24 protein-coding genes, 1 tRNA gene and 2 pseudogenes are annotated in these 25,915 nt (G+C 52.5%); 10 read left to right on the forward strand and 17 right to left on the reverse strand.

All coding sequences use genetic code 11. From position 1 onward, the window contains the following. Window positions 1-45: 45 nt before the first annotated feature. On the reverse strand, window positions 46-561 hold the full coding sequence (locus OCH02_RS00395; protein ID WP_261429194.1) for a DUF4823 domain-containing protein: 516 nt from the start codon (window positions 559-561) through the stop codon (window positions 46-48). Window positions 562-744: 183 nt separating this feature from the next. After that, window positions 745-1,971, reverse strand: a complete 1,227-nt coding sequence (locus OCH02_RS00400; RefSeq protein WP_261429196.1) for an OFA family MFS transporter — start codon at window positions 1,969-1,971, stop codon at window positions 745-747. A 397-nt stretch (window positions 1,972-2,368) separates the two neighbouring features. Here OCH02_RS00400 and OCH02_RS00405 point away from each other — a divergent pair, with 397 nt between their 5' ends. Continuing rightward, window positions 2,369-2,716 carry a DUF2502 domain-containing protein gene (locus OCH02_RS00405; RefSeq protein ID WP_261429198.1) on the forward strand — a complete coding sequence of 116 codons (348 nt, stop codon included), beginning with the start codon at window positions 2,369-2,371 and terminating at the stop codon, window positions 2,714-2,716. A 10-nt stretch (window positions 2,717-2,726) separates the two neighbouring features. Here the strand turns inward: OCH02_RS00405 and OCH02_RS00410 are convergent, their stop codons facing one another. The 3 genes from OCH02_RS00410 to OCH02_RS00420 all read right to left on the reverse strand — a co-directional run bounded on the left by OCH02_RS00410 (window position 2,727) and on the right by OCH02_RS00420 (window position 6,503). Beyond that, complete coding sequence (locus OCH02_RS00410; protein ID WP_135317431.1) at window positions 2,727-3,461, reverse strand: LytR/AlgR family response regulator transcription factor; 735 nt, start codon at window positions 3,459-3,461, stop codon at window positions 2,727-2,729. Next, window positions 3,458-5,149, reverse strand: coding sequence for a sensor histidine kinase (locus OCH02_RS00415; protein WP_315899167.1), 1,692 nt, complete (start codon window positions 5,147-5,149; stop codon window positions 3,458-3,460). The genes OCH02_RS00410 and OCH02_RS00415 overlap by 4 nt, the downstream gene beginning before the upstream one ends. 109 nt (window positions 5,150-5,258) lie before the next feature. Next, the gene (locus OCH02_RS00420) at window positions 5,259-6,503 is read right to left on the reverse strand and encodes a DUF1479 domain-containing protein (protein ID WP_261429202.1); all 1,245 of its coding nucleotides are present in this window, start codon (window positions 6,501-6,503) and stop codon (window positions 5,259-5,261) included. Window positions 6,504-6,690: 187 nt separating this feature from the next. On the opposite strand from OCH02_RS00420, the gene OCH02_RS00425 reads away from it, so the two are divergent. The 3 genes from OCH02_RS00425 (at window position 6,691) to OCH02_RS00435 (ending at window position 9,221) form a co-directional block, all read left to right on the forward strand. After that, the gene (locus OCH02_RS00425; protein WP_261429204.1) at window positions 6,691-7,230 is read left to right on the forward strand and encodes a GNAT family N-acetyltransferase; all 540 of its coding nucleotides are present in this window, start codon (window positions 6,691-6,693) and stop codon (window positions 7,228-7,230) included. Between the two features lie 121 nt (window positions 7,231-7,351). Next, entirely contained in the window at window positions 7,352-8,587 is a 1,236-nt protein-coding gene (gene alaC, locus OCH02_RS00430) for an alanine transaminase (RefSeq protein WP_261429206.1), read from the forward strand. 109 nt (window positions 8,588-8,696) lie between these two features. Then, a complete protein-coding gene (locus OCH02_RS00435) occupies window positions 8,697-9,221 on the forward strand; it encodes a cytochrome b (RefSeq protein WP_261429208.1) in 525 nt (174 codons plus the stop codon). Between the two features lie 79 nt (window positions 9,222-9,300). On the opposite strand, the gene ypdK is transcribed toward OCH02_RS00435, so the two are convergent. Next, on the reverse strand, window positions 9,301-9,375 hold the full coding sequence (gene ypdK, locus OCH02_RS00440; protein WP_112349011.1) for a membrane protein YpdK: 75 nt from the start codon (window positions 9,373-9,375) through the stop codon (window positions 9,301-9,303). A 558-nt stretch (window positions 9,376-9,933) separates the two neighbouring features. Then, complete coding sequence (locus OCH02_RS00445; protein ID WP_261429210.1) at window positions 9,934-10,374, reverse strand: hypothetical protein; 441 nt, start codon at window positions 10,372-10,374, stop codon at window positions 9,934-9,936. A 288-nt stretch (window positions 10,375-10,662) separates the two neighbouring features. On the opposite strand from OCH02_RS00445, the gene mltB reads away from it, so the two are divergent. Further along, on the forward strand, window positions 10,663-11,748 hold the full coding sequence (mltB, locus tag OCH02_RS00450; protein WP_261429213.1) for a lytic murein transglycosylase B: 1,086 nt from the start codon (window positions 10,663-10,665) through the stop codon (window positions 11,746-11,748). A gap of 56 nt (window positions 11,749-11,804) precedes the next feature. Here the strand turns inward: mltB and OCH02_RS00455 are convergent, their stop codons facing one another. Continuing rightward, window positions 11,805-12,956 (reverse strand): porin, encoded by a 1,152-nt coding sequence (locus OCH02_RS00455; protein ID WP_261429215.1) that lies wholly within the window; start codon window positions 12,954-12,956, stop codon window positions 11,805-11,807. A gap of 422 nt (window positions 12,957-13,378) precedes the next feature. Here OCH02_RS00455 and OCH02_RS00460 point away from each other — a divergent pair, with 422 nt between their 5' ends. Together OCH02_RS00460 and OCH02_RS00465 are read left to right on the forward strand one after the other, a co-directional pair. Then, entirely contained in the window at window positions 13,379-13,669 is a 291-nt protein-coding gene (locus OCH02_RS00460; protein WP_261429217.1) for a hypothetical protein, read from the forward strand. 90 nt (window positions 13,670-13,759) lie between these two features. After that, entirely contained in the window at window positions 13,760-14,683 is a 924-nt protein-coding gene (locus OCH02_RS00465; protein WP_261429218.1) for a DMT family transporter, read from the forward strand. A 337-nt stretch (window positions 14,684-15,020) separates the two neighbouring features. Here OCH02_RS00465 and dsdC read toward each other — a convergent pair whose 3' ends face one another. Both dsdC and OCH02_RS00475 read right to left on the reverse strand, forming a co-directional pair. Beyond that, the gene (gene dsdC / locus OCH02_RS00470) at window positions 15,021-15,950 is read right to left on the reverse strand and encodes a DNA-binding transcriptional regulator DsdC (RefSeq protein ID WP_261429220.1); all 930 of its coding nucleotides are present in this window, start codon (window positions 15,948-15,950) and stop codon (window positions 15,021-15,023) included. 185 nt (window positions 15,951-16,135) lie between these two features. Beyond that, window positions 16,136-16,675: a DUF2058 domain-containing protein gene (locus OCH02_RS00475; RefSeq protein ID WP_261429222.1), complete on the reverse strand. Its 540-nt coding sequence runs from the start codon at window positions 16,673-16,675 to the stop codon at window positions 16,136-16,138. A 199-nt stretch (window positions 16,676-16,874) separates the two neighbouring features. Here OCH02_RS00475 and OCH02_RS00480 point away from each other — a divergent pair, with 199 nt between their 5' ends. After that, complete coding sequence (locus OCH02_RS00480; protein ID WP_261430774.1) at window positions 16,875-17,156, forward strand: ogr/Delta-like zinc finger family protein; 282 nt, start codon at window positions 16,875-16,877, stop codon at window positions 17,154-17,156. A 421-nt stretch (window positions 17,157-17,577) separates the two neighbouring features. Here the strand turns inward: OCH02_RS00480 and OCH02_RS00485 are convergent. The 7 genes and pseudogenes from OCH02_RS00485 to OCH02_RS00515 all read right to left on the reverse strand — a co-directional run. Further along, window positions 17,578-17,838 (reverse strand): annotated as a pseudogene (locus OCH02_RS00485) (AAA family ATPase); the annotation flags it as partial. Then, window positions 17,828-19,482 (reverse strand): annotated as a pseudogene (locus OCH02_RS00490) (IS481 family transposase). The pseudogenes OCH02_RS00490 and OCH02_RS00485, both read right to left, overlap by 11 nt. Beyond that, complete coding sequence (locus tag OCH02_RS00495; RefSeq protein WP_261429224.1) at window positions 19,466-20,026, reverse strand: recombinase family protein; 561 nt, start codon at window positions 20,024-20,026, stop codon at window positions 19,466-19,468. The pseudogene OCH02_RS00490 and the gene OCH02_RS00495 overlap by 17 nt, the downstream one beginning before the upstream one ends. Before the next feature lie 172 nt (window positions 20,027-20,198). Then, window positions 20,199-20,453 (reverse strand): bacteriocin immunity protein, encoded by a 255-nt coding sequence (locus tag OCH02_RS00500; protein WP_261429226.1) that lies wholly within the window; start codon window positions 20,451-20,453, stop codon window positions 20,199-20,201. A gap of 1 nt (window position 20,454) precedes the next feature. After that, window positions 20,455-22,578: an S-type pyocin domain-containing protein gene (locus OCH02_RS00505; protein WP_261429227.1), complete on the reverse strand. Its 2,124-nt coding sequence runs from the start codon at window positions 22,576-22,578 to the stop codon at window positions 20,455-20,457. Between the two features lie 546 nt (window positions 22,579-23,124). Next, window positions 23,125-23,199: transfer RNA gene (locus OCH02_RS00510), tRNA-Arg, on the reverse strand. A 129-nt stretch (window positions 23,200-23,328) separates the two neighbouring features. Continuing rightward, window positions 23,329-24,258, reverse strand: coding sequence for a formate/nitrite transporter family protein (locus OCH02_RS00515; protein ID WP_261429228.1), 930 nt, complete (start codon window positions 24,256-24,258; stop codon window positions 23,329-23,331). A gap of 252 nt (window positions 24,259-24,510) precedes the next feature. On the opposite strand from OCH02_RS00515, the gene ccmA reads away from it, so the two are divergent. Continuing rightward, on the forward strand, window positions 24,511-25,143 hold the full coding sequence (ccmA, locus tag OCH02_RS00520) for a cytochrome c biogenesis heme-transporting ATPase CcmA (RefSeq protein ID WP_261429229.1): 633 nt from the start codon (window positions 24,511-24,513) through the stop codon (window positions 25,141-25,143). Then, window positions 25,143-25,802, forward strand: a complete 660-nt coding sequence (gene ccmB, locus OCH02_RS00525) for a heme exporter protein CcmB (RefSeq protein ID WP_174353914.1) — start codon at window positions 25,143-25,145, stop codon at window positions 25,800-25,802. The genes ccmA and ccmB overlap by 1 nt, the downstream gene beginning before the upstream one ends. Window positions 25,803-25,915 lie beyond the last annotated feature (113 nt).

Raw genomic sequence — 25,915 nt, forward strand, 5'->3', positions numbered from 1 at the left:
TTTATACCAAGATTATTGGGGGATGAATCGTGGCGGCAAGTTCAATTAATACAGACTGGAGATATACGTATTAACAGGCTCAGGCAATAAGTCTTGTGGATGATCACCTCCAAATGTTGCCCACTTGCTTTTTCCGCTAATAATTGTTGAAGCAACTCGAGTATTTGATTCTGCATTGTATATGGTGATTTTTACTTCTATTTTGTCAGGTATGCCGGACCATTCAGTAGCTCTGTCTTCCCAGTGTAATATCTGTGGGATGACGTAATACCCACGAATAATTGGGTGGTTATTCTTCAGGCAAGCAATGTCCTTGCAGTCTGCGAAAATACTCACATTATCTGAGTGTCTCGAGAAGGCTGCTTTAACGGCTGTTGCTGTACCATTGCCCGAACCTGCGTAACTATGAGTTTCATATACGCCATCAGCAGGTATTGCTATGACTATTGCGGTATCTTTAATTAAAAGCTCAGTGTTTTTTTGGATGTCATTTGTGTTGTATTTGGCTGAGCAACCAGTCAACAATAATATTGCAGAAGAAAACAGTAATAAACCTTTCACTTCACTATCCTCGAAATTAAAATTCGCTCATCATAACAATGTTTTACAAGTCCAGAGTAATAATTATTAATTTCTTTGCTAATTATTTTTTTGGTTATGCCAATTAAAATTATCTCGCTATCAATATCTCTACGATAAAAGGGGCGCAACCGTTAAGTTGCGCCCCTTTTATCGTTTTAGGCGTTAGGCTTTTGCCAGATGCGCCTGCGAGAAGTGTTCTTCTTCCAGCGCGACCGCTTTCGGTGCCTTGATGAACAGGGTGATTATCAGAGAAGCCACTGACAGCACGCCAATCACGATGAAGGTCGCATGGAAGCCGCCGAAGTATTTGGCGACAAACGAACCGGCCAGTGCGCCCAGACCGAAGCCCTGATAGATGATGCCGTAGTTTTTGCTGTGGTTTTTCAGGCCGAAGAAGTCACCGACAATCGCTGGGAATACGGTGATGTTGCCACCGAAGCAGAAGGCGACGGCGCCGACGCAGATGAAGAACAGGGTGTGGTTCAGAGTCAGGAAGCTCAGCGCCACAATCGCCAGTACGGTGATCAGCATGGTAAAGCTGATGACGCGCATGCGGCCCACTTTATCGGACAGCGTACCCAGAATAATACGGCCTGCGGTGTTAAAGATGGCGACGGCGGAAACGGTGTTGGCGGCGGTAGCCAGGTCCATCCCAGCCAGCTGTACGCCCATGTCTTTCACGATGCCAATCAGATACAGACCGCTCATACAAGCCGCGAAGAAGATGATGAACAGCAGGTAAGCTTCTTTGGTCGCCAGCATTTGGCGGACGCTGAAGTCATTGCCCAGGCCGCTGGTCCCTTGCTGTGCAGACTGGCTCACCAGTAGCGGCTCTTTCAACAGCAGGGAGCCCAGCACAATCAGCGCCATCACAATGGCACCCCAGTAGAAGAAGGCAGAGGACACACCAACGTCGGCAATCAACGCGGCGTTAACGTATTTGAACAGCAGGCTACCGCTACCGAAAGCCCCCACCGAGATACCGGAGATCAGCCCTTTGTTGGCCGGGAACCATTTGATCAGGTTAGACAGGGTAGAGATATAAGCGATACCTACCGCGAAACCGACCACGACCCCGGCCAGCAGATAAACCATATTCAGCGAGCTGACGTAGGCGCTGGCAATCAGGCCCAGTCCCACCAGGATGCCAGAGCACAGGGTCAGGTTACGGATCCCGAAGCGTTCCTGCAGTTTGCCGGCAAATAAAGTGGCGAAGGCCAGGAAGAAGCTGGTGATGGAGAAGGTGGTGGCGACGTCAGCGAGGCCCCAGTGGAACTTGTCGACCAACGGCTGGTTGAACAGACTCCAGGTATAGATAGTACCGAGACCCATCTGGCAGATGATGGTCCCCAGAACGATTAAGCTGCGATTTGCCGGTTTGGTGTTCATGGCCGGGCTCCTTCCTGTGTGTGCGTTGCCGGGCGTTAGCCGTTGGCTGAAATTTGCGGGCGCTGTCTTGAACCCCGCGGTATGGGCATATTATATGGCTGGTAGTACCAGCCGACGGCGGATCGGGAATGAGTTGCACAAGGGAAGGAATGAAATGCCTCTGACGGTGCATGAGCTGCCGTTTTAAGGCTTAAAAGGGGATGAAATGCAGCGGGTGGCACGTGATCTAAATCAAGAATGTTAACGATTTATCGCCAATGCTCCGCCGGAGATTGTGGTTGAATTGTGAAGGATGTGGGGGGAATGCGTAAATGGGCATTGTTCCTATAGAGCGGCGGTCGGCGCAGATCTATGTTATCTGCGAACGGACGGGTTCCGCTCTGCAGGAGTCGTTGAGATGAAAAAAATACTGTTGTTATTAGCTGCGTTGCTGTTATTGCCATGGGTGAGCCACGCGGACGTATCGATTGGCGTAAATGTACCGGGCCTTTCATTACACGTTGGTGACCGCGATGACCGGGGTCATTATTGGGACGGTGGTCGCTGGCGCGATCCGCGCTGGTGGTCCGAACACCGGGGCTATGAATACCGGGGTTATGAACGCCCGCGCGGTTATTACTATGGCCCGCCGCCACGGGTGATTTATTACGGCCCGCCACGACATGAATGGCGTGATCGCCCTCATTACCGCATGCCACCACCGCCACCACCGGGTTATTACTACCGCCCAGGGCCGCGCTGGTAACGGCCGGCGATTATAAACGCATCAGTTTGCGAAACTCTTTCACCTTGCTGCGGCTGACCGGCACTTCAAAATCCAGATCGCTCAGCCGCAGAATATAAGTGTTGTTGAACCAGGGCACGATCTCGCGGATTTTAGACAGATTGACGCAGTAGGAACGGTGACAGCGGAAGAAATGCTCTTCAGGCAGGCGACCGTAAAATTCGGTCAGGTTCATCGGCATCACAAACTCTTCGCGCCGGGTATAAACCCGCGTCACTTTCTCATCGGCGGCGGCATAGTAAATGTCGTTGATGTCGGTAACGATAATCCGCTCGTCTTTAATCAGGTTAATGCTGTGGCTGCTGCGATTCGGTGCGCTGGCCTGCTCCGGTAACGTGGCGGGGCGGTTATGCAGCGCCTCCAGCTTCTGCAGCATGGTGACGATACGCGCTTCGTGATAGGGCTTGAGGATATAGTCAAAGGCCTCGATTTCGAATGCCTCCACCGCATGCTCTTTATAGGCGGTGATAAACACAATCGAAGGACGATGCGCGAATTTGCTGATGTTCTGCGCCAGCAGTACCCCGTCCAGCGACGGGATATTGATATCGAGAAAAATGGCGTCAACCTGATGGGTTTGCAGGTATTTCAGCACGTCCAGCCCGTCCTCGAAGGTGGCTTCGATAACGATATTGCTGTGTTTTTTAATCAGGTAACTGAGTTCTTCCTGCGCGAGAAACTCGTCTTCAACGATGATGGCTTTCATGAGCGCTCCCCGACCGGCAGCATGTTGTTCTCTACCGGCAGTTTGCCGCCATTTTTGCTGATATAAAAGGCAATTTCGGTGCCGGGTTCCAGGCGACGGATGCGAAGCCCTTCGCCGTACAGCAGGGACACCCGGTGATGCACGTTCAGCAGACCGATATTGTGCCCTGGCATCTCGTTGCGGGCCACCCGTTCGATGACCTGTGGGTCGATGCCGTGGCCGGTATCTTTGACTGAAATCCTGACTCGGTCACCCTGATCTTTCACCGCAATCACCACCACGCCTTTGCCTTTACAAGGTTGGATACCGTGCACGATGGCATTTTCCACCAGTGGCTGGATCAGCAGGCTGGGGATGCGTACCGAAATATCGTCATCAATGTCATAAATCACCGTCAGCTTGGCGCCGAAGCGTGCCTGTTCGATGGCAATATAATCCTGGATTTGGTGCAACTCTTTGCGGATGTCGATTAACTCGTCATTCAGCTCCAGGTTATAGCGCAGGTAGCGTGACAGATTGATAATCAGTTGGCGCGCGGTATCCGGATTGGTGCGGATCGAGGACGAAATGGCGTTAAGCGCGTTGAAAAGGAAGTGCGGGTTGATCTTGCTTTGCAGGGCGCGCATTTCCGCTTTGTCCGCCATCTGACGCAGATGCTCAATGCGCGAGACTTCCATTTGGGTGGAGATAATCTGCGACAGGCCGACCGCCATCACCTTCAGCGTATTGGTGATCTGATGGGCGTGGCAGTAGTAAATTTTCAGCGCGCCGGTCACTTCGCCTTTCTCCCATAGCGGGATCACCAACTGCGAGTGGATCTGCGGCGTGGCCGGGTTTTCCAGATTGTTTTTGATAATGATCTTGCCGTGCCGGATGCTTTCACGGGTCACGCGACTCAGGCCTTCGCGGCCAATCGGGTAGGCTTCTTCCCCCACCCCGACGTAGGCCAGCACCTGATGGGTATCGGTGATGGCCACCGCATCGGCCTGAATGTCGTGGCGAATGATATCGCAGATGGTGGCCAGCGTTTCACTGTTGATATTGCGAAAATAAGGCAGCGTTTTGCGGGCAATATCCAGCGCCAGCTTGGCCTGGCGGGCAGCGATCACTTCCTTTTCGTCTTCCACGCTCTGCACCAGCAGCACGATCAGGCCAATACATACCGTGCCGAGGATCATCGGCAGGGCAATTTTGGAGACGATATCCAGCCCCAGCTCGGTCGGCTTGGCCCATAGCACGATCAGCAGCATGGTCAGGCATTCACACAGCATGCCGCCGATGATCCCGGCGCGCCAGCGCTGTTCTTTCTTCACCTTCAGGTTGATATACCCGGCACCGATCCCGGCAATGATACTGGTGATCAGGCAGGGAACCGAGGTAATGCCATCGATATCTATCAGGTAGCGATGCACCCCGGCAATGATACCGGTAATGATCCCCACCCAGGGGCCGAACAGAATGCCGCCGGCCATGATGGCGATCACCCGTACGTTGACCAGCGAACCTTCAACGTTAACGCCGGAATAGGTACTGAACAGGGCAAACAGCGAGAAGATGGCGGTGACCATGGCCAACTCCAGCGGCGTATGGTCTTCTTTTTGCAGCAACTGGCGGAACAACCGGGTGCGGGTGAGGAAAAACAGGCAGATCAACATCAACGCGGCGCGATCAAATACCGCTAACAGCATTTCAAAAAAGGGGTGCACGGCGGGCTCTCGCTGCGGCGGAAAGATACCGGGAGTATATCACAGCGAATTGTCCCCGTGACGGCCGGGCGGCGCGCCACGGGGCCGCGTATTATTTAATGCCCAACTGTTCCTTGCCGAGTGGTGTCAGCAGGTCAAGCGTGGCCCGGCCGACGAAGTCCACTTCGAAATCATCAGGGGCGAAATCCGGCGGGGTTTTGCCGGCGATAAAGCTGGGCAGCTGACGTTGCAGGTAGGCATCGTTTTTCTCACAGCCCGGCGCGGCAGCGATGTACATTACGTTGCTGTCGAATTCGCCGTTATGCTCATTTTCCACCGCGTGGATCACGTCGCAGTGCCAGAACACCGTGTCGCCCGGCTCTAAATCGGGAATAGGGGAAATCCCACTGATTAAAAGGGGATGCCATTTTTCGGAGATCGAAAGTGCCCGTCCTGGGGCGGCATCGCACAGGTCATCGTCGGCGACGTCATCCTGCAGCGCACGCAACAGCACGTAAGCCATGGCGTTGGCCACCGGCACCAGGTTCAGCGTGCCGGCATTGGTGCGCTGCGGCGTCAGCGCCGTCCAGCCCTGGAAGGTGCGGAACATCGAGCACACTGCCGGTGAAGCGATTTCACGCACTTCGGTGCGGCCGTCGGCGGCGAACGGATCATAATCCTGCCAGTTGCCGGAGAACACGTGGCGATAGACGTAACGGAAGTTCTCATCCAGCCAGCGCTCAATGGTGCCGCTGTCTACGTGTGGCGACAGGCCCAGCGAAGAGGAGTTCGGCGGACGACGACGGGTGCGGTCGGCGTAGGTGGCGACGCGCGTCGGGTCAAAATGCTGTTTTCCGTTGCTCTCGGTTTCCCACAGGCTGTTAAGGAACACCTGTACCGCGTGCATGCGGGCATCCTGGCGGGCTTCCACCTGCGGTTTTGACCAGTAAATGCCATAGATTTGTGGCTTGCTGGCGGCCAGTTTGCCGAAGTAATTGTCTTCGGCGGCCCCTTTCAGACGTTCGACGAAGTTGTTGCGGTCGAGGTAGTCGCCGATTTCCCGGTTCCAGGCCGTAGCGCTGTCACGGGGAAAAACGCCGCGAATGGCGCAGGCACCACGCTGTTTGATCAGCGCTTTTTGCTGCTCGCTGACGCGCTGTTGCAGGATATCTTCGGCATCGATTTGCGGCACCGGGTTTTGACCGGCGGCCAGCTCCTGGCGGATTTGTTCGACCTGCTGACGGATATTGTCTTCCAGCGCCAGGAAGGTCTCGCGGTAATTCGGTAATGCCTGGCGCAGTTGTTGTTTGACGGCTTTAATTGCGCCTGGAATATCGTCAATCTGTAAGGAAGCCATGGTGTTCTCCTCGCGCTGCGGGTGGGCAACGACGGACGGTTGTAGGGGAGCGGGTAAGGCGTTATGGTTTGTTGTTTTGACGTTAATGATTATCTGGATTTAATAGAGGAAAATAAAGGGATATCTTTCATTCGTAACTTCCTCATTTTCGTTTTTCGGAAATTCCCGTTTTTAGGAGACAGAAGCAATGAAGTTGGTCACTGAACGTTTGACCCTGGAGTCGTTGACGGCCGACGACTGGCCGCTGTTTTTAAGCCTGTATCAGGATCCTGAGGTGATCCGTTACATCTCCGACCCGTACAGCGATGAGGGCATCATCAGTCGTTTCGAGGCCCGTCTGCCAACCTGGGACAAGCATTTGGATCAATGGTTGTGCCTGGTGTTGCGCGAGAAAGAAAGCGGAGAAGTGGCTGGCATCACCGGTTTTCGTCCGATGTGGCAGCCTAATCAACAGGCGGAAGTGGGTTACGCCTTGCTGCCGTCCGCGCAAGGTAAGGGCTATGGCAAGGAATCATTGCGTGCGGTGCTGGATTTTGGTTTTAACGCCTGCGGTTTCCATAAGCTGACTGCGACGGTAACCGCAGGCAATATCGCCTCGCGTCGGTTGCTGGAGTCCTGTGGCTTTCTGCTGGAAGGTACGCTGCGTGATAACTATCGGCTGGCGGGGCAGTGGTGCGATGACTGGCAGTTCGGGCTGCTGGCGAGGGAATTTAAGGCCGGAAAATAAAAAAGTTGTGCCGGGTATCGACAAGCCTGCCGAGGCTGGGATATGTTCAATATCCGGTCAATCTTTAGGTTGGCCAGCGTCGCTCGGATGGTCCGGGCGCTAACGTCTCTTCGAGGTATCTATGGCTGATAAAAGTCCGCAACGCCGTTTCACGCGTATTGAACGTCTTCCTCCTTACGTATTCAACATCACCGCCGAACTCAAGATGGCTGCGCGCCGTCGTGGCGAGGATATCATCGATTTCAGCATGGGCAACCCCGACGGGCCAACCCCGCCGCATATTGTGGAAAAGCTCTGTACCGTTGCCCAGCGTGACGATACCCATGGCTACTCCACTTCGCGGGGTATCCCGCGTTTGCGCCGTGCCATTTCACGCTGGTATGCCGATCGCTACCAGGTGGAGATCGATCCCGAAAGCGAAGCCATTGTTACCATAGGTTCAAAAGAAGGGCTGGCACACCTGATGCTGGCGACGCTCGACCACGGTGATACCGTGTTGGTGCCGAATCCGAGCTATCCGATCCACATTTACGGTGCGGTGATTGCCGGTGCTCAGGTGCGTTCGGTACCGCTGGTGGAGGGAGTGGATTTCTTTGGTGAGCTGGAGCGCGCCATCCGTGAAACCATTCCGCGCCCGAAAATGATGATCCTCGGTTTCCCGTCAAACCCGACCGCCCAGTGCGTAGAATTGGACTTCTTTGAACGCGTGGTCGCGCTGGCCAAACAGTACGACGTGCTGGTAGTCCACGATCTGGCCTATGCCGATATCGTTTACGACGGCTGGAAAGCGCCCTCGATTATGCAGGTGCCGGGTGCCAAGGATATCGCGGTCGAGTTTTTCACCCTGTCGAAAAGCTACAATATGGCGGGCTGGCGTATCGGCTTTATGGTTGGTAACCCGGAGCTGGTCAATGCGCTGGCACGGATTAAGAGTTATCACGATTACGGTACCTTCACCCCGTTGCAGGTGGCTGCCATCGCCGCGTTGGAAGGCGATCAGCAGTGCGTGCGGGATATTGCGGAACAGTACCGTCAGCGGCGAAATGTGCTGGTAAAAGGGCTGCATGAAGCGGGCTGGATGGTGGAGAACCCGAAAGCGGCGATGTACGTCTGGGCCAAAATTCCCGAGCCTTATGCGCATCTCGGTTCACTGGAGTTTGCCAAACGTCTGTTGGCGGAAGCCAAGGTGTGCGTATCTCCGGGCATCGGCTTTGGTGACTACGGTGACACCCACGTGCGTTTCGCGCTGATAGAAAATCAGGATCGTATCCGTCAGGCAGTTCGCGGTATCAAAGCCATGTTCCGGGCTGATGGACTGATCAAACCGGCCAAGAGCAGCCCGGCAACAACCAAGTAATGACGTCAGGCCGGCGTATTCACGCCGGTTTTTTTCTTGCCTCCAAGGTTTTCTTCATTATTTACCCACTATTCTCTAATAAGATTTTCTTTATTTATCGGGGGAGTATATGGGGAACCGTTACGCGAAATCGCAAATCGTCTTGCACTGGCTGACGCTGTTGATGGTGATCCTGACTTACGCGGCGATGCTGCTGAAGGATTCGGTGCCGGATGACATGGCTCCATTGATAAAAAATCTGCATTTCAACTTTGGTGTGGCCGTCTTTTTACTGATGTTGGTTCGGTTGGGATTGCGTCGGCGGTATGGCACACCGGCTACCACTCCGCCGCTCGAAGAGTGGCAGGATGTGGGGGCCAAGATCTTTCATTGGCTGCTGTACGTGATATTCCTGACCTTGCCGGTATTGGGGATGCTGACTCTGGCCTACGGCGGGAAAACCTGGGTATTACTGGGCTGGCAGGTACCGCAGTGGATAACACCGGATCCGGTGATGCGGCGTTTGATCAAGACGACCCATGAAACGCTGGCCAACGTCGGCTATTTTATCATTGGCGCACATACGCTGGCGGCGCTCTACCATCATTATCTGCGCAAGGATGACACCTTGCGCCGCATGATGCCGGGGAAATAGCCCCATTCAGAAACAACAAAGGGGCGCTGGTGCGCCCCTTTATCTATATTCCCGAACTGTATTCCTGGCTATGCCTTGGTTATGCAACCATCAGCATAAAGGTGCCAATCCATGTAACCAACATGAATGAAACGCCAAATACGAAATATTTCACTGAACAACTCCCTTCTGGAGTCCCTCGCAAGCCAATGATCCCGATTGTTGTGCTGAGTATTTTGTGGATAGTCGATGGTGGAGAGGCGGATCCTTCAATAGGAAGAACAACGTCCTTGACCACAGATTATCCGGTTGTCGCGCTTCAAAGTCCGTGAGGTAAAACATGAACCACGACAGGATCGGCGTTAATGTACTCCCAATATCAGCCTGATTACAATACTGTGTTTTTGATCACACTTTTTGACTGCTTTTTAACCAGGCATGACTGTTTCTAAACGATTTTTATTTCTCTTCTCATTGAGTAAAAAGAGCAATAGCCCGCTTCAGCGGGCTTTATTATTGTGTTTGCTGTGATGTTATGAAAAGGGATCAGGCGACGGCGTTGGCACCGGTCAGCAGGATGGCCCAGAAGACAAGGCAAGACAGCAGAATTACGGCCCAGATATTGCGGCGGCTCCACTCCATTTTTAGCCTTCACTTTTTGCTCTTGATGATTCGGTAATGAACACATCGGCGAAAAATGGAGAAAATTTAGCCCCCGAATAAAATATTTTTCTTATTGCTGGCGGATCTCTGCTACCGAGATTTGTACCTCATACCCTAACAGGTAAAGAGCCTGTTCCAGTGCTTCTACCTTGGAGGCATAGGCCACATCCAACAGGCGGTCCATTTGGCCGGCGTTAAAGCCAAGTTTGCGCGCCAGGCCGGCTTTCGAGGTGGCACTGGCCAGCATAATGTTATGCAACTCGAGCTTGAGTTTTACCAGCACCGGCAGGTGGATCGCCAGCTCATCCGGCAGAGCACGAGAAGGGGCGGGTACCGGGCGGCCTTCTTCCATTTCCAGCGCGATGGCAATCAGCAGACTTTCCTGTGCTTCCAGCTCAATGTCCTCACGTTTATAGCAGGCGGCCTGCTGCTGAGGAAAATCACGAAACTGAATCTGCCAGGCGTCGCTGTCGTTATCAAAGGCATAGTGGGCGGGGTAGTGGCAAGACATGGTATTTCCTGTTTGGGCCGGGAGTGGTGCGGCATTGTGACCGCTTGACCCGCAGATAGCCAGTGCCGCGGCTGACGAGATGATAGCGATTCTCATTAACAACGGTTATAGAGTGCCGTGGGGACCGCTACTTACCCTAAGTCATTCGTTGTTTCTGTGCTTCTCATCACGTTTTTTAGAGTTTTGACTCTTGGCAGTGTGACCGGCGACATAATCCAGTTTGTTCGTACCTGACAATGGATTAACATAACCCACACCTATCACTGGCCTGGCTTATATGGATATCCGATGCGTCATTTAGTTGTTCTTCTCCCCCTGCTTACCTTACTTACTGCCTGTAGCAGCGGGCCGAAGTCGACCCCAGCCACGCCTCAGGACAACACCGTGAAAGGCGGTTTTCTGCTGACGCCAGCGCATTCCGGTCAGCCGCTGGGGGGCGATTTTGCCAACAACCCGAACACCGCCCGTTTTATCGATAAAATGGTGCAGGAACACGGTTTCGATCGTCAGCAGTTGCATGACGTGCTGGCCCAGGCCAAGCGGTTAGACTCCGTACTGAGACTGATGGATCGTCAGGCGCCGACGCCAACCACCCAGGCACCGTCCGGGCCTAATGGTTCCTGGCTGCGTTACCGCAATAAGTTTATTACGCCGGATAACGTGCAAAACGGCGTGCAGTTCTGGAATCAGTATCAGGACGCGCTGCAGCGTGCTTATCAGATCTACGGTGTGCCGCCGGAGATTATTGTCGGCATTATCGGCGTTGAAACCCGTTGGGGCCGTGTAATGGGTAAAACCCGCATTATCGATGCGCTGTCTACCCTGGCGTTCGACTATCCGCGCCGTGCCGATTACTTTGCCGGCGAGCTGGAAACCTTCTTGTTAATGTCACGTACCGAAGGGGATGATCCGCTGGAACTGCGGGGCTCCTTTGCCGGTGCTATGGGTTACGGTCAGTTTATGCCGTCCTCATTCAAGAGTTATGCGGTTGACTTCAACGGTGACGGCCACGTAAACCTGTGGGATCCGGTGGATGCCATCGGCAGCGTTGCCAACTACTTTAAAGCACACGGCTGGGCCAGGGGTGAACCTGTGGCCGTACCGGCCAGCGGCCAGGCACCGGGGTTGGAAAATGGCTTTAAAACCCGCTATTCGGTTGCCAGTTTGTCAGAGGCTGGGCTGACGCCGCAAGGGTCGCTTGGTGGCAATCAGGAGGCCAGCCTGCTGCGCCTGGATATGGGGACCAGCTACCAGTATTGGTACGGTTTACCCAACTTCTACACCATTACCCGCTACAACCACAGTACCCATTATGCGATGGCAGTGTGGCAGTTGGGCGAAGCGGTGGGCCGTTCGGCACGCGGCGGATTCTGATGTCGCCTCATTAATGGAAAAGGCCGCAGAAGCGGCCTTTTTTACGTCGGCAGCGATTAGAAGTCGTAACGCAGACGCACCAGCGTCATATCGCCGAGGTTGTCGGTGCTTGACGTCAGCACGTGTTCCACATCGACGCGGAAACCGTAATCAAACTGCACGGTCACACCCAGGCCGTTATCAATACGCTGATAGTCACGGCCACTGACGTACTGCAAACGGTCGCCCATAAAGTACGGCATGACGGATTTCACCGCATATTGCCCTACCGGCACGGTGTAACCGGCCAGATATTCAATACCCCAGGCGTCACCGGCGAAGTAGTCGTTAACGTTGGCTTTTTTGGTGGTCAGGAAGTTGTTGTACCAGCCGCCGCCAAAGGTCAGCGTCCAGTTATCCGGTTTCCAGCTCAGCGCGGTACCCAGGATGTTCTGATCATAATCTTTCGAAGCGTGGGTGGCAGGGTCACGCATTTCGGCGCGGGTATAGTTCCACGCGGTACCCCAGGTCAGGTCCGGCGTCAGGTGGTAATCCACACCCAATGAACCGCCGCCCTCGCGCCTGTAGCGCAGGCCATTACCCGGCAGGTACTCGTTATCGCTGAACAGGTAAGAGGCATACACATCCGCATCGCCGAAGGTATTTTTGTACTTCAGCATTTTACGTGAACGGTAAGATCCGTCGTAATCCCCGTTGATGCCGTTCCCCGGAGCCTGGGCCAGCATGTCGTAATCCCAGATATCGGTTTTGGCGCCAACCACGTCGTAGTACACGCTGTTTTGTTGGCCAAAGGTCAATTGTCCCCAGGTTTTGCTTTTCAAACCGGTGTACAACATGCGGCGGCTGGTGTTGTTGGCACCCTCTGCATAGTGGTTATCCCAGTTGAACAGCGCAGGGATATTCACCCCCAGTTCGTAGTAGCTGATCCAGCTAATGTCGTCGAACAGGTAGTAATCGGCGGCGAAGCGGAAGCGGGTTCCGCCGTCAAAACCGTTACGTTTGTAAGAGCCTTTATCACCATCGCCGGTCATATTGTTGAACTGCGGACGGATGCTGCCGCCGACGGTAAAATTAAGACGGCTCAGCGGATCGCCCGCCTGTGGATCCTGCTTTAGCAGGGTAATTTCAGCCTGGGCGGCGAAAGAAGCACTGCCAACTACCAGTCCCAGAGCAATTGCCTGGGTTAATGCGCGCAATTTGTATGTCATTTTTTATCCCTGTGTGTACTTGCCGACCTCACTGAACCTACTGGCATCAGTGATTTGCTCAGGAAATTTTCTGAGCGTTTTCATTGCTTTTAGCGTGGGTAAAGCGAAAGGCATATGTAACACAATGTGCGTCACAAAAAGTTACTTTTCCTGCTAATTATTGGTTTTTTCTGTAACTGTCAGCAGGGAAGTGCCGCGATGCCGCCAGGCGGTGTAAAAACTAAACTTAATGGCGCAGCAATGACGATGATGTTCGGATGAATTCAGCTAACACGAAGGTTTATATTTTTCACTTGTCAGTGAATGGCATATATCGTGTAATTTCATCACGCAGAGCGATATTTAAATAAGCGGATATAGCGTAATTAACCAGGGTGATATCTGCAAAATGGATAAGGCTAATAAAGATCATGGAGATGGCTATGAAAAAGTGTTTAATGCTGATTGTCGGTCTGTTGCCATTACCCTTGATGGCGGCCGAGTCGCACGTTTGTCAGTCGCAAGCTTATGATTATGCAAGTATTGGTAATCTTAGGCTGAGTGATGACACGGTTTTTACCTGTCGTGATATTGGTCGCCTCACCATCCCTGAGTTGGCCAATCGGGGCTGGAAGGTGACCCATGTGGCGCAACAAACGGAATATACCGGTGAAGTCGACAGTGATAATGAAGTCATTAAGATGTATCAGGAAATAGTGGTTTATAAAGACTAACCTTTTATATTTTTCTCAGATTTATCCATCACCTTTTTATTAGCGGTGAGGGATGGATGCGTTTTTATTTATGCGGTTTGAGGTGGTGTGATGAGTGCCAGAAACAACATAGACAGCAGGGCTGCCGCCGCCATGATGATGATATGCGCCATATGGGGGCTGCAGCAGGTGGCGATCAAGGCCGCCGAGCCGGACATTTCTGCCGTGCTGCAAATCGCCATTCGATCGGGCATTGCCGCCCTGGCGGTTTACCTCCTGGCGCGCTACCGAAGCGAAAAGTTCGTTTTCGATCGCCCCACGCTGTTAGCAGGCCTGTGCGTTGGGGGGCTGTTCGCGTTGGAGTTCTTTTTCGTCTCCGAAGGTTTGCGCCATACCAGCGCGTCGCACATGGCGGTATTTTTGTATACCGCACCTTTATTCTCCGCCATCGGGCTGCATTTTGTTATTCGGCATGAACGGCTTTCGTTGATACAGTGGCTCGGTATTGCCATCGCCTTCGGCGGTGTGGTGCTGGCCATTTCTGGCATGAGTGATAGTTCGGGCGCAGAAAGCCAACTGCGTGGTGATATTTACGGCCTGCTGGCGGGCATGTCCTGGGGCGGCTCGACCATCGTCATTCGCACCACCGGGCTGGCAAACTGCTCGTCAAAACAGACCCTGTTATTCCAGCTCTCGGGAGCCTGCATTTTGCTATCTCTGTTGGCGATAACTACGGAAAACGTTCATTTCACTTTGAGCACGCTGGCCTGGAGTAGCCTGATATTCCAAACGCTGGTGGTCTCTTTTATCAGCTATTTAATCTGGTTCTCTCTGCTGCGTCATTATCAGGCGTCCTCGTTGGGTATTCTGACCTTTATGACGCCCATTTTTGGGATATTAGCCGGCGTGGTGATATTGGGTGAGCCGCTGCAGATTGAGTTTGTATTGGGTTCTGTGCTGATCGTTTTAGGATTAATTGTCGTGAGCTGTTCTTATTTGTTTTATCTCAATAGAGGGATTGTACCTAAAATATAAATTATGGATGTAGATGTTAATACCTATCAAATAGTCTGTGAAAGTCAATTTACCATTACGATGCAAATATCGAAATATGCCTGGGGTTATCCTTTAATCACGCTCAGTGATAATGGCGATTTTTTTGTGGTGAAAAGCACTAAGCGCGGTCGGTTATCTAACCAGACGCCGGTCGAGATAATAAAGTTTTCCAATAACTATACTGTGGTATGGGATAACAGCCGCAAGCATATTTATTACTCAAAGGCCGGGCAGTTATACAGCTGCGCACTTGAATTTTCTTATACTCCCAAGACTTGGTAATCATTTTTAAACCACCGGCCAATGCCTCTGGCAATCAGACCAGAGGTTCTATTTTCATCATCCACTGTTTGAAGGCGATAATTTTCGGCCACTGACGTTCGGATATGGTCGACACAAAATAGCAGTGTTCGCAGGGCAGGGTCATGTTGGTAAAGGGGATAATCAGTTCACCGCTTTTGATCCAGTCTTGCACCAGATTAAGCCGGCCCATGGCGACGCCAAGGTGTTGAGTCGCCGCCAGCACCGCCAAATCTGAGCGATCGAACTCCATGCTTTTGCTGTCGGTATCCAGCCCTAAATCAAAATGTTGTGCCCAGGTCAGCCATTCGTCTTCACCCGAATTATACCGGTCATGCAACAGGGTACAGTGCGCCAGGTTTTCAGGAGCATTGTAGAGGTCATGCGTTTTGGCGTATTGCGCAGTGCAGATCGGCACCATGGACTCCGACATAAAGGTTTCGTCCAGCTGTTTACCTGACGGCAGAAGCCCAAAGTACAGTGCTAAATCAACGCCCCGGTTGGCCAGATTGATATTCTCCTGCCCGGTGAGAATGTTCAAATGAATGGTGGGATACTGGGCAATAAACTCGCCGATCCGCGGAATCAGCAAGCATTGGACGATGGAGGGGTGGGAATAAATGGTCAGGGTCCCCGTCAGCTCACGGTTTTTAATATCAAGAATTTCCTGAGTCAGTGCACCGAAGGAGTTGCTTAACGACCATTGCATCCGCTCACCTTCCGGTGTGAGCGTAATTCTGCGGTGAAAACGTTGAAATAAAAGAAAGCCCAGCTCTTTTTCAAGCAGGTTTATTCTGTGACTTACAGCGCTGGGAGTAATTGACAGTTCTTCCGCCGCCAATGAAAAGGAGAGATGACGGGCGACGCATTCAAAGGTATGCAACCGTGAAAATTGATAGCTGGTTAGCGGATTGGCCCGTTGTGAATATTTCTTGTTGGGGAACATGCTATTACTCCATTCGCGAGATAGAGTAATATTAACATTTTAATCAGTGGAACTAAAATTCGATTTATTCTTGGATGACTGTGAGAATCGGGGCTTTTGAGGTAAGGCAATGGTCACAGCCCATTGCCCTAAACTAATCTGCCGTGATATATGGCAGGTGCGTGATAGCAATACGTGCTTTTTCCCTACCACATCAAATCATCAGGAACAACAAAGTCGGCATAAGGATCTTCTTCGTCTTGTGCCTCCTGACTAAGCGCTGCATTTAACACAATGCTGCTCGCATCGCGTTGCGCAATTTTATCGGCCACGATCGCGGGTATAATCGCGTATTCGCTATCAACGCCATTCTCCGCAACCAGACGCGCAATGGCGAGACGACCATTAATTAGCTGAGTTTGAGTCGCTTTATCCACATTGATATTTTTAATTAAATTATTGTCTGTGAAGTTATAGCTGATATTTCCTTTTGAAATAACGATCCTGTTCATTTCAATTAACTGCTTTACCTGAGCCTTATACTCTTTAGACAGGGCAGCTTGCTTTTGTTGCTCACTCAGCTGTTTATCACGTTCGATTTGTGCCTTTTTATTGACTTCGACCGCCTCTCTGGCCTCACGAGCCTGAACGCGTGATTTTTTAGCGGTTTTTTGCACTTTCGCCAGTTTCTTGCTGTTGACCAATCCGGCTTTAAGCATCTGCTCTTGTAATGTGAGTTTTGTCATGTTCGTTTCTAAAATCGAGTAAATAGTATCTGCGATTATACCTTTAATCCTGGAAGCTGTGCCAGATTGTGGGCAGTGCTCACGCATCATGCTGATAACAGCGAAGTATTTAGACGACGAAAATGGCTTAAGGCCTTGTGTGGCGCGGTTTTTGCGGATTTCGATAGTGGGGGTCTCTAAGACAAACCGTAAGCATAAGATGCTTGCAGATGTGTACTGCACATGCAGCAATCCAGAGTGTGGTCACCGGTTTGTAGCTAATGTGACGTTTTCTCATACCTTATGTCCTAGTGCATTGGCGCACGGGCAGATGATACAGAGTTTGCTTAAGGGGATTACCCCGGATGAACGGGCTGACACTATTGGGTGGTTTAAAGCGGCCCAGGAGAAAGAAATACAAGAGGCAAAGGCCAGTGTGCCCAACCCCACAAAACCGATCGTTACGCGGCGTAGGAATGCCAATTACGTGGCGGGTCAATAATGGCATTACAGGCCAAGGCGTAGGAGGCATGTAGAGCGTTTGGTTTACCACCTTTTTCAGTTGGACTATTTTCTGCAATACCCGCAAAGCCGCGCCCTGCGTGGCTTTTGTGTTTTCTTTCTGTGTGCCGCTGGTTTTATTTTTTCCCTGCACTTTCGCGTAAAATAAAATAATTCAATTTAATCAATATCTTAATTCATCTCGAGGTAGTGTGTCTGGAGGCTGAAACTGAAAAATACTGAAATTTTTTTCAAACTTTTCAGTTGGGGATTTTTCTCAGAAGCCCAGGCGTGGCGCGTGTTGGCGTGTTGGCGTGTTGGTTTGTAGAAAAATAAAACTGAAAAAATTTTACGATCCAAAGTGTGCAGGCGGGTGCGGTGTAGTGCAATTTTGGTCACTTTAGATTTTTTAGAGAGTTATGTAGCAGCATTTTTTCTCTATCTGATATGTGTGAATTCAGCACCAGAAACTCACTTTTATTTTCCTCCCTGAGACGCTGCTGCAAACGCCGCAGAGTGACTGTCTTGCCGCTGCCAACTACACCACAAACGGCAATTAACCGGCCTTCGTGGATAGCACCGCGGATATCCTTGATAAGCTGCTTATGGTGAGCCGTCTCATAGTAACCGGCCTGATCGATTGGTTGCGCCAGTCCATAATGTTCCATTACCTCAACCCGCATGATCCTCTCCTGATTGGGTGTTGCGGAAATACTCCCTGACCCGGGCAAATACCTCGCTGCGGATCAGCGTGTCTGTCAGTACCTGGTCGATAAACGCCTTGTCTTCATCCGATAATTTCGCCAGCGGTGTGGCCAGATCAGCCACAATAGCCAGCTTCGCTGCCTCCGGGGTAGGAAAACAGTATTCAAACGCTGTGGACTCGAAGGGTTGATGTGGCAACACCCGCGAGCTCTGAACGCTATCGGCCACCAGTTTGAGGTCACAACCGGACAGGGCGCTGATAGGTAAGTTCAGTTGCCGAGCCAATGACTGGATACGGTCTGCCCGCCCCGCTGCTTTTCCGCGTTTGAATGCCCGATAGCGGTGCAGAGGTATCGGGCCGGAAACAGGAAAATAAGGCCCCCACTTTTCACCGTCAAACTCCACGAACATTTCGTCATCAAAGAGGCCCCACAGCAGGATAACGGTTTCACCCGCCATGTCGGGTTCGACTTCGTAAGCTGTCCCGTCAATCGTTATGCGGGCATCGATACCCACCTTGCGAGACTCCGGCTCCCGGGCAAAGCGACAGTACTGCTCCCAGGTGCACATGTCCTGCACTCCCTTTGGTGGCAAATGCATCAGCCAATCTTCCTCACGGGAATGCTTTTCGCTGCGATGTCGTTGTGCGTTATAGCGTATCAGGTAGTTCCAGAGCCATTCATTCGCCTGCTGTTCGGTCTCCGGCTTATGAAAATGATACAGCGTTTCGTGGGCTTCTTTGACGGAACGGGCGTTCTACCTTGCCTTTTGACCGGGTGGTGGTGCGGGTGCCATCCTTGCCTGCCGGCATATGTGTCTGCCAGTCAATCTGCAGTGCCTGCATCACATTCTGGAAAACATGGCTTTTCGCCACCGGGCCATTATCGAGGTACAGCATTTTCGGTCGCCCCTGGAGAGACATCTCCGGATGACTTTTAGGCGCCATGGCATTAAACAGAAAGCGCAGGGCAGACTCCGCATCTTCGCCATACACACAGCGGTATTCCTGGTAATTCACCCCGCTGCGATCGTCCACCACGCTGAATAACATCAGGGTAGGTTGTCCGCGGGCCGGATCAATCCACTCAGGGCATTCGATATATTTGAGATCAGAGGGCGACACATCGAACTGCCAGCAGTCATTACTGCACTCAGCCTGGAACCGCGCTGCCGGTGGCTCCCGTAACAGACGTGAGTGATCGAGTCGGAACAGGGACAAATAGCGGTTAACCGTTGGCCTGCGCAACAACCCTTTTGGAAGTTTAACCAGCCCCTGAGTCGTTTCCACACCATGCTCTTCGAGCAACTGAATGGCACGCGTCGTGGACAGATGACGACCGGCTTTATTGGTGGTACGTAATTTCAATGCAGCGATCAGTTCACAATAATATTCGAGTTCGGACGGCGGCAGTATCCGGGGTTTCCCGTGATCACGCCGGTGTGCAATGTGAGGTTTCTGGAAGGCGCGGAGTGTACGATAGACGGTGGTGACGGAAATGCCATAGAGTAGCGCCATCGCGGTGATCTGGGCCGCGCGTTCCGGACTTTTTGGTGGCAGACGGTAGCCGTTGCCGCAGTTGCAACAAAGAATCGGTGGGAATGGTTTTACGCTGGCTGCTCATCGCGGTCCAGCACACGATAGACCGAGGCTCGACCGATCCCCAGTTGGCGAGAAATCGCCGTTGCGCCCATTTTCTCTTCAACGTACAACCGACGGACCTCAACAGGATCGATGCGCGGTTTGCGCCCCTGATAAACCCCGCGGGCTTTTGCGGCAGCAATACCTTCCAACTGACGTTCACGGCGCAGGTTGGTTTCAAACTCAGCGAAGACACCCAGCATATCCAGAAACGCCTTACCTGCTGCGGTGCGCGTATCCACAGGTTGTTCTGTTGCCTTGAGGGTAATGCCCTGCTGGTTCAGGGCATACACGATATCCTGCAAATCTTTAATGCTACGGGCCAAGCGATCGACTCGCGTGACAATCAGCGTGTCTCCCTTCCGCAGAAAATCCAGCAACAGTTGCAGCTCAGTTCGTCCATCGCGGCGGGTCCCGCTCGCTTTTTCTGAACGGATGATTTCGCAGCCAGCGGCGCGAAGCGTCTGTATTTGCAAATCCAGATCCTGGTCGTTGGTTGAAACCCGGGCATAACCGTAAAAAGCCATTGTTATGAAAAATGTCTCGTTAGACTCTAGATGAGGAAAACGTAACATGCAGATGAGACAAAAACAATCCAAATGAGACAGAAAAACTGTCTCACCAAACTGTACGCTTTGGGTGTACCCAAAAAAGAAGCCCGGCGTTAAGCCGGGCTGAAAGAGTGAGACGTTATGGTGATCAGGCTTTCCTGAAACCTGGCTTGCCGTTTTTAGCGCGCCATTCCTTGATGATTTTAACTACAGCCTCGGGCCCTTGATTGCCCTTTTCAGGGTAATATAACAAATCCGATCCTGACGGATGCTCAGACAACCTCTCAAACTCCATAACAGCATCAATATGCGCTTCTTCTGATGGATAGGTGTCGTTATAAATTCCTTTTACGAATTCGAGGAATTCTTTTTCCGTATAATCAGATATCATCTTATTAGCCATGTTACTTCCCTCCCTTGCTTGAATGAATTTCAACATGTCGTTTCGGGGTTACGACACCAAGGTTATCTACATCATAGACAGCCCCGCCATCTTTTATCAGTTTTACATGATGTAATTCAGCTTTAACCCTTTTCCCTGCTCGTTCGGTCTTCCGAACATACGGAGCTCGCCCATTTTTCATGGTGGCTAAGCTACCGGGATCAAATTGCTTGCTTAATGCAGGATCTTTACTCACCTCCTGCCAGAATGCCTTGCGGAATGCATCAAAGTTCGCAAACTCCCGACCACGCAGCTTGTCCGCAATCTGACTGGGGACTGGCGCACCCAGCTCCTGAGCCGCTTTATTCAGCCAACCTTCACCCACTTTCTGTCCCTTGCCGCTCACTTTCCCCGGCATGTCTCGCGGGCTACTGAACACCACGTAAATCGGCTCAACGCCGGTACCCTTGGCATCAGGCTGCCAGTAGATAAAATCTTGCAGCCCGTCGGTCTCTGCGCCCGGTGACGTGGTCACCACGATATTTTCCACCGGCTTTACATCGGTGCCGGTATGCACCGGTGTTGCTGGTACCGGCGGAGCCTGATTACCGGTATTCGAGGGTGCAGACGGTGCTGCAGCCGGGTTAATCAAAACCGTCCGTGAAGGGGCTCCTGCTACCGCAGGCACGGTAATACGGTCCAGACCGGTTTTTTCGTCACGTACCGCCGTCAATACCTGGACGGTTTTCGGCACACCATCACCGGTTTTCAGCAGTTTCAGTGCCAATTGGCCGTTTGACATGACCAGTTGACCCCTTGCGGGCAAATCGACCGAACTCCCACCGGGTTTCAGCCCGTGATCTTTGGGCAGCATAATGCTGGCAGGATAGCTGAACAAGGCGGGAACATCGCGGCCTGGCACCTTGTCACTCCCTACACCCACCTTCGTGGAATGGAAGATAGCAGCCAGGGTAAACCCACGGGCAACACCGGTTGCCAGTGACAGTCCCCGGCCAATGGTGCCCGCGAGTGACTCCGGCAGCGTCCCGCCCATCATTACCGTTCCGCTGCCTGCCACGGCAAATTGAACCGCACCCGGAACACGGCTCAAAGCCAATGAGCCTGTATCCCCCATAGCGCCATTGGCTGCTTTCACCATTTCAGGGGTATATGCCGGGGCGGGATGCACCCCAACTTTAGCCAATTCTGCCGCAATTTTAGCTTTTGCTTCCGCCGCCGCTTTCGCCTCTGCCTCTGCGCGTGCTTTGGCCTCTGCTTCCGCTTTGGCTTTCGCCTCAGCCTCAGTCCGGGCCGCCGCTTCTGCCGCCGCTTTCACTCTGGTCTCTGCTTCTGCCTTGGCCCGCGCTTCAGCCTCAGCCTGGGTGCGAGCATCTGCTTCGGCTTTTCGCGCAGCTTCCAGGGTGATATCCGCCAGCCCTTTATCGACGTTAGCCTGATTAAGCGCTTGCTGTGCTGCATTTAATTCAGCCGTGGCGATATCAACCTGATTCTGGAGATTTTTCAGTTTTCCATCCTCCTCATCCAGTTGCCCCAGATAGGTCGGGTCAAGTTGATACATTTCCGTGAGCATCGAAACCAGCGTTTTTTTCTCGTCACGTGGAGGAATGGCTGAGGCCAGCTGTTGATTTTTTTGACGAATCTGTTCTGTGGCCTGATTAATGCGCTCCTGAGCTTCACGCACTTTATTTTCAGCCGCAGACACACCTATTTTTGAACCTTCCGCGGTCGCATTCGCTTTGGCTTCAGCTTCCGCTCTGGCTTTAAATTCGGCTTCGGCCTGTGCGCGGGCGCTGTCTTCAGCTTCTTTTCTCGCTGTCTCTTCCGCTTTTTGTTTGGCTTCCGCTGCTTCTCTTTCCCGCTTCAGCCGTTCTTGTTCTTCATGCCAGAGCTTTTGCAGATAGTCGCCGACTTCCCAGGAATCATATCCACTAATCGCATTTCCTAAATCCAGGCTAACTGAGCCGAATGGGTTAGCGGAACTAAACGGATTACTTCCCTTTCCGTCCCCGGCAGGAGTGACAGATAAAGTATTTCCATCCCACGCACCTGTTGTCGGCCACCCCCACTGCGCCCCATCCCACACCATACCTGGTTGGGGTGCGGTGCCATTGTTGTTATCACTCATAAGAACTCCTTTTTCTTAAACAAAAAGTTGAATTAACTGTGTATCCATACAGTAACCAAACTGTATATACAAAGTTCCCGTGCGTCAATGTAATGATAACCATTCTCAGTTGTACCATTAATGATACAACGTATGCCCGGAAGAGCGCGATGGTCACTGAGGGGTGTTTTTTGCGTGGTTTTCTGATTAAAAATAACAGGATGGGTGACTTTGTTGCCGGACTGTCGATATGACGAATTTCATTTGCAGTTATTGTGAGCCGAAGGAAATGGAATGCGAGCCGGAAAAGATAAACGCGAGCTCATTGTCACTTAATGTGAGCCCGGGAGGATTTTCATTGTCATTTAATCTGAGCCGAAAATTGCGCTGATTGCGAGCCCGGGGGATTTCGATTGCGAGCCGTTACAACTAGGGTTGATGCCATTGGCTAATTGATTTCGGGCCTCATCTCGCTTCAGTATTGGACGTTGTTAGATGGCGCGATGGATAAAATTATTGTTATAAAAGGATTTTATAGAATTCTTTGGACGTGCTGAGATGTGTTAATGGTGTCCCCGACTGGAATCGAACCAGTAACTAGCCCTTAGGAGGGGCTTGTTATATCCGTTTAACTACGGGGACGCTGCGGGCTGGCAACCTGAGGCTGCCGGGGCAGTATACCTTTTTTTACCCGCAGAATAAGCGCTTAGCGGTGCGTTTGCTCATTCCATCGCCAAAATGCGCTGATTTTCGCGTGCGTGCTGACCGCGATCACGGTTTTCTCGCCCTGGCGGTCTGTTTTTCTGCCTCCAGCCGCGCCGCTTTGTTTTTATCGCTCATATCATTGCGGATCTGCGCATGGCTGATTAACGCAAAGATAAAGGTGCCGCCGATAATGTTGCCGGCCAGCGTCGGAATGGCGAAGGGGTAGATAAAATCTTGCCAGGGGATCACGCCGCTAAACACCAGATAAAGGATCTCTACCGATCCGACCACGATATGGGTCAGGTCGCAGATCGCCACCAGATAGGTCATCAGGACGATTACCCAAATCTTGGCGGCCCCGGCGGAAGGGAACATCCACACCATGGTGGCGATGATCCAGCCTGCCAGAATACCGTTGGCAAACATTTCTGACGGTGAATTTTGCATCACTTCCTTCGAAAGGCTAACGAAGGCGCTGCGAGTGTTTTCATCAAAAATCGGCATGTGAATAAACGCCAGTGACACCAGCCCGGTGCCAATCAGGTTGCCGAGCAGCACCACGCCCCACAGGCGAAACAGGATGATGAAATTTCTCGGCGTCGGTTTGTGCATGATAGGTAGCACGGCGGTCACGGTGTTTTCGGTAAACAGCTGCTGGCGGGCCATAATCACGATAATAAAGCCAAAGGTGTAGCCAATATTCTCGATAAAGAAGCGGCTGGGGTCGTCCGGCAAACGGGCGTGAAAAATACCCTTGGCCATCAGGGAGGCCCCCATCGATAGCCCGGCGGCCACCGCCGACCACAGCAAGGCCAGCCAGTCACGCTCCAGCTCTTTCTCACCCTCCATGCGGATCTGCTCATGCACCGCCGCCGCGCGTGAGGGCAGGTTCTGTTCCTTTACCTCGATTTCGCTCTTGCCCTGTTCTTGCTCTTTGCTCTCCACCTGCAGAGGATCGTCGCTGTCCGTCTTCGGGCGCTGTTGTGAGTCGCTCATTATCTGCTCTCTCCTTAAACTGCTGCCGGGGTCACGGATTAAGCATAGCTGGCCCACCGGTAGGCCGAAAGCCAGGTCGCAAATTGCAGAAAAAAGTAACAAGAGTTTAACGCCGCCGGTTTTTTCTTCGCATTATTGATCTGGGGCGCAATATTACCCCTATTGGAGTAGCTGAGTGCCCTGCGGCGGGCTACGTGCCGCAGATGGCTTATGCTATGATCGCTATCCCAAAGAAAAATATGAGTTCTCCCGATGCTGGAAGCTAAAAATCTGAGTTGCGTCCGCGATGAACGCACCCTGTTTAGCGGGTTAAGCTTTACGGTGAAACCGGGCGATATTATTCAGGTGGAAGGGCCGAACGGCGCGGGCAAAACCAGCCTGCTGCGCATTTTGGCCGGCCTGGCGCGGCCGGAGGGCGGTGAAGTCCACTGGCATGGGCAAAATACGTTGCGCCATCGCGAACGTTACCATCAGGATTTGTTGTTCCTTGGCCATCAGCCGGGGATTAAAAGCCTGTTAACGCCCTTTGAGAACCTGCAGTTTTACCAGGCGGTGAGTAGCATTCCCGATCGTCAGGCCATTTGGCAGGCGCTGGAGCAGGTAGGGTTAGTGGGTTATGAGGATTTACCGGTAGCGCAGCTTTCCGCCGGACAGCAACGCCGGGTAGCCCTGGCGCGTTTGTGGCTCAGCGACAGCCCGTTGTGGATCCTGGATGAGCCGCTGACGGCCATCGACAAGCAGGGCGTGGCTGAATTAATTAGCCTTTTTGAGCAACATGCGCAGCAGGGCGGCATGGTATTGTTGACCACCCATCAGGATTTGGCCGGCGTAACGCAGGCGGTAGGTAAAATCAGCCTGACGGAAAATCGCATGGAGACTCTTTGATGTTTTTGACCGTATTGCGCCGCGAGCTGAAGATTGCCTTTCGCAAAGGGTCGGAAATCGTTAATCCGCTGTGGTTCTTTCTGATTGTTATCACCCTGTTTCCGTTAGGGATTGGGCCGGAGCCGCAGTTACTGGCGCGTATTTCGCCGGGAATTATTTGGGTCGCTGCGCTGCTGGCGGCGCTGTTGTCGCTGGAGCGCTTGTTTCGCGATGACTTTCTTGATGGCTCGCTGGAGCAACTGCTGTTGCTGCCGACGCCGCTGCCAATGACGGTGTTAGGCAAAGTATGTGCTCACTGGGTGGTAACAGGCCTACCCCTGCTAATCCTGTCGCCGCTGGTGGCGCTGCTGCTGTCGTTGGATATCAATACCTGGCTGGCGGTGGCGTTTACGCTGCTGCTGGGCACGCCGACGCTGAGCCTGATCGGCGCTATCGGCGTGGCACTGACCGTCGGGCTGCGCAAGGGCGGCGTGCTGCTTAGCCTGCTGGTGCTGCCGCTGTATATCCCGGTGTTGATATTTTCCACCGCAGCCATCGATGCCGCCTCTATGGGCATGCCCATAGAGGGGTATCTGGCGATCCTGGGCGCCATGTTGGCGGGCAGTATCACGTTGGCACCGTTCGCTACCGCAGCAGCGCTGCGAGTGAGCGTGCACTAGCTAACATATTGAAATGCGGGTTAACGCCATCAAGAGCGTATTGCACCGCACCAGAAATTTTCGTCGCCTTGGTCAACAGGGCGGCCACCGTATAAATTTACCGTGAGCAATGA

This window comes from Serratia quinivorans (assembly GCF_946227985.1).
In the GTDB taxonomy this organism is placed as follows: Bacteria; Pseudomonadota; Gammaproteobacteria; order Enterobacterales; family Enterobacteriaceae; genus Serratia; species Serratia quinivorans_A.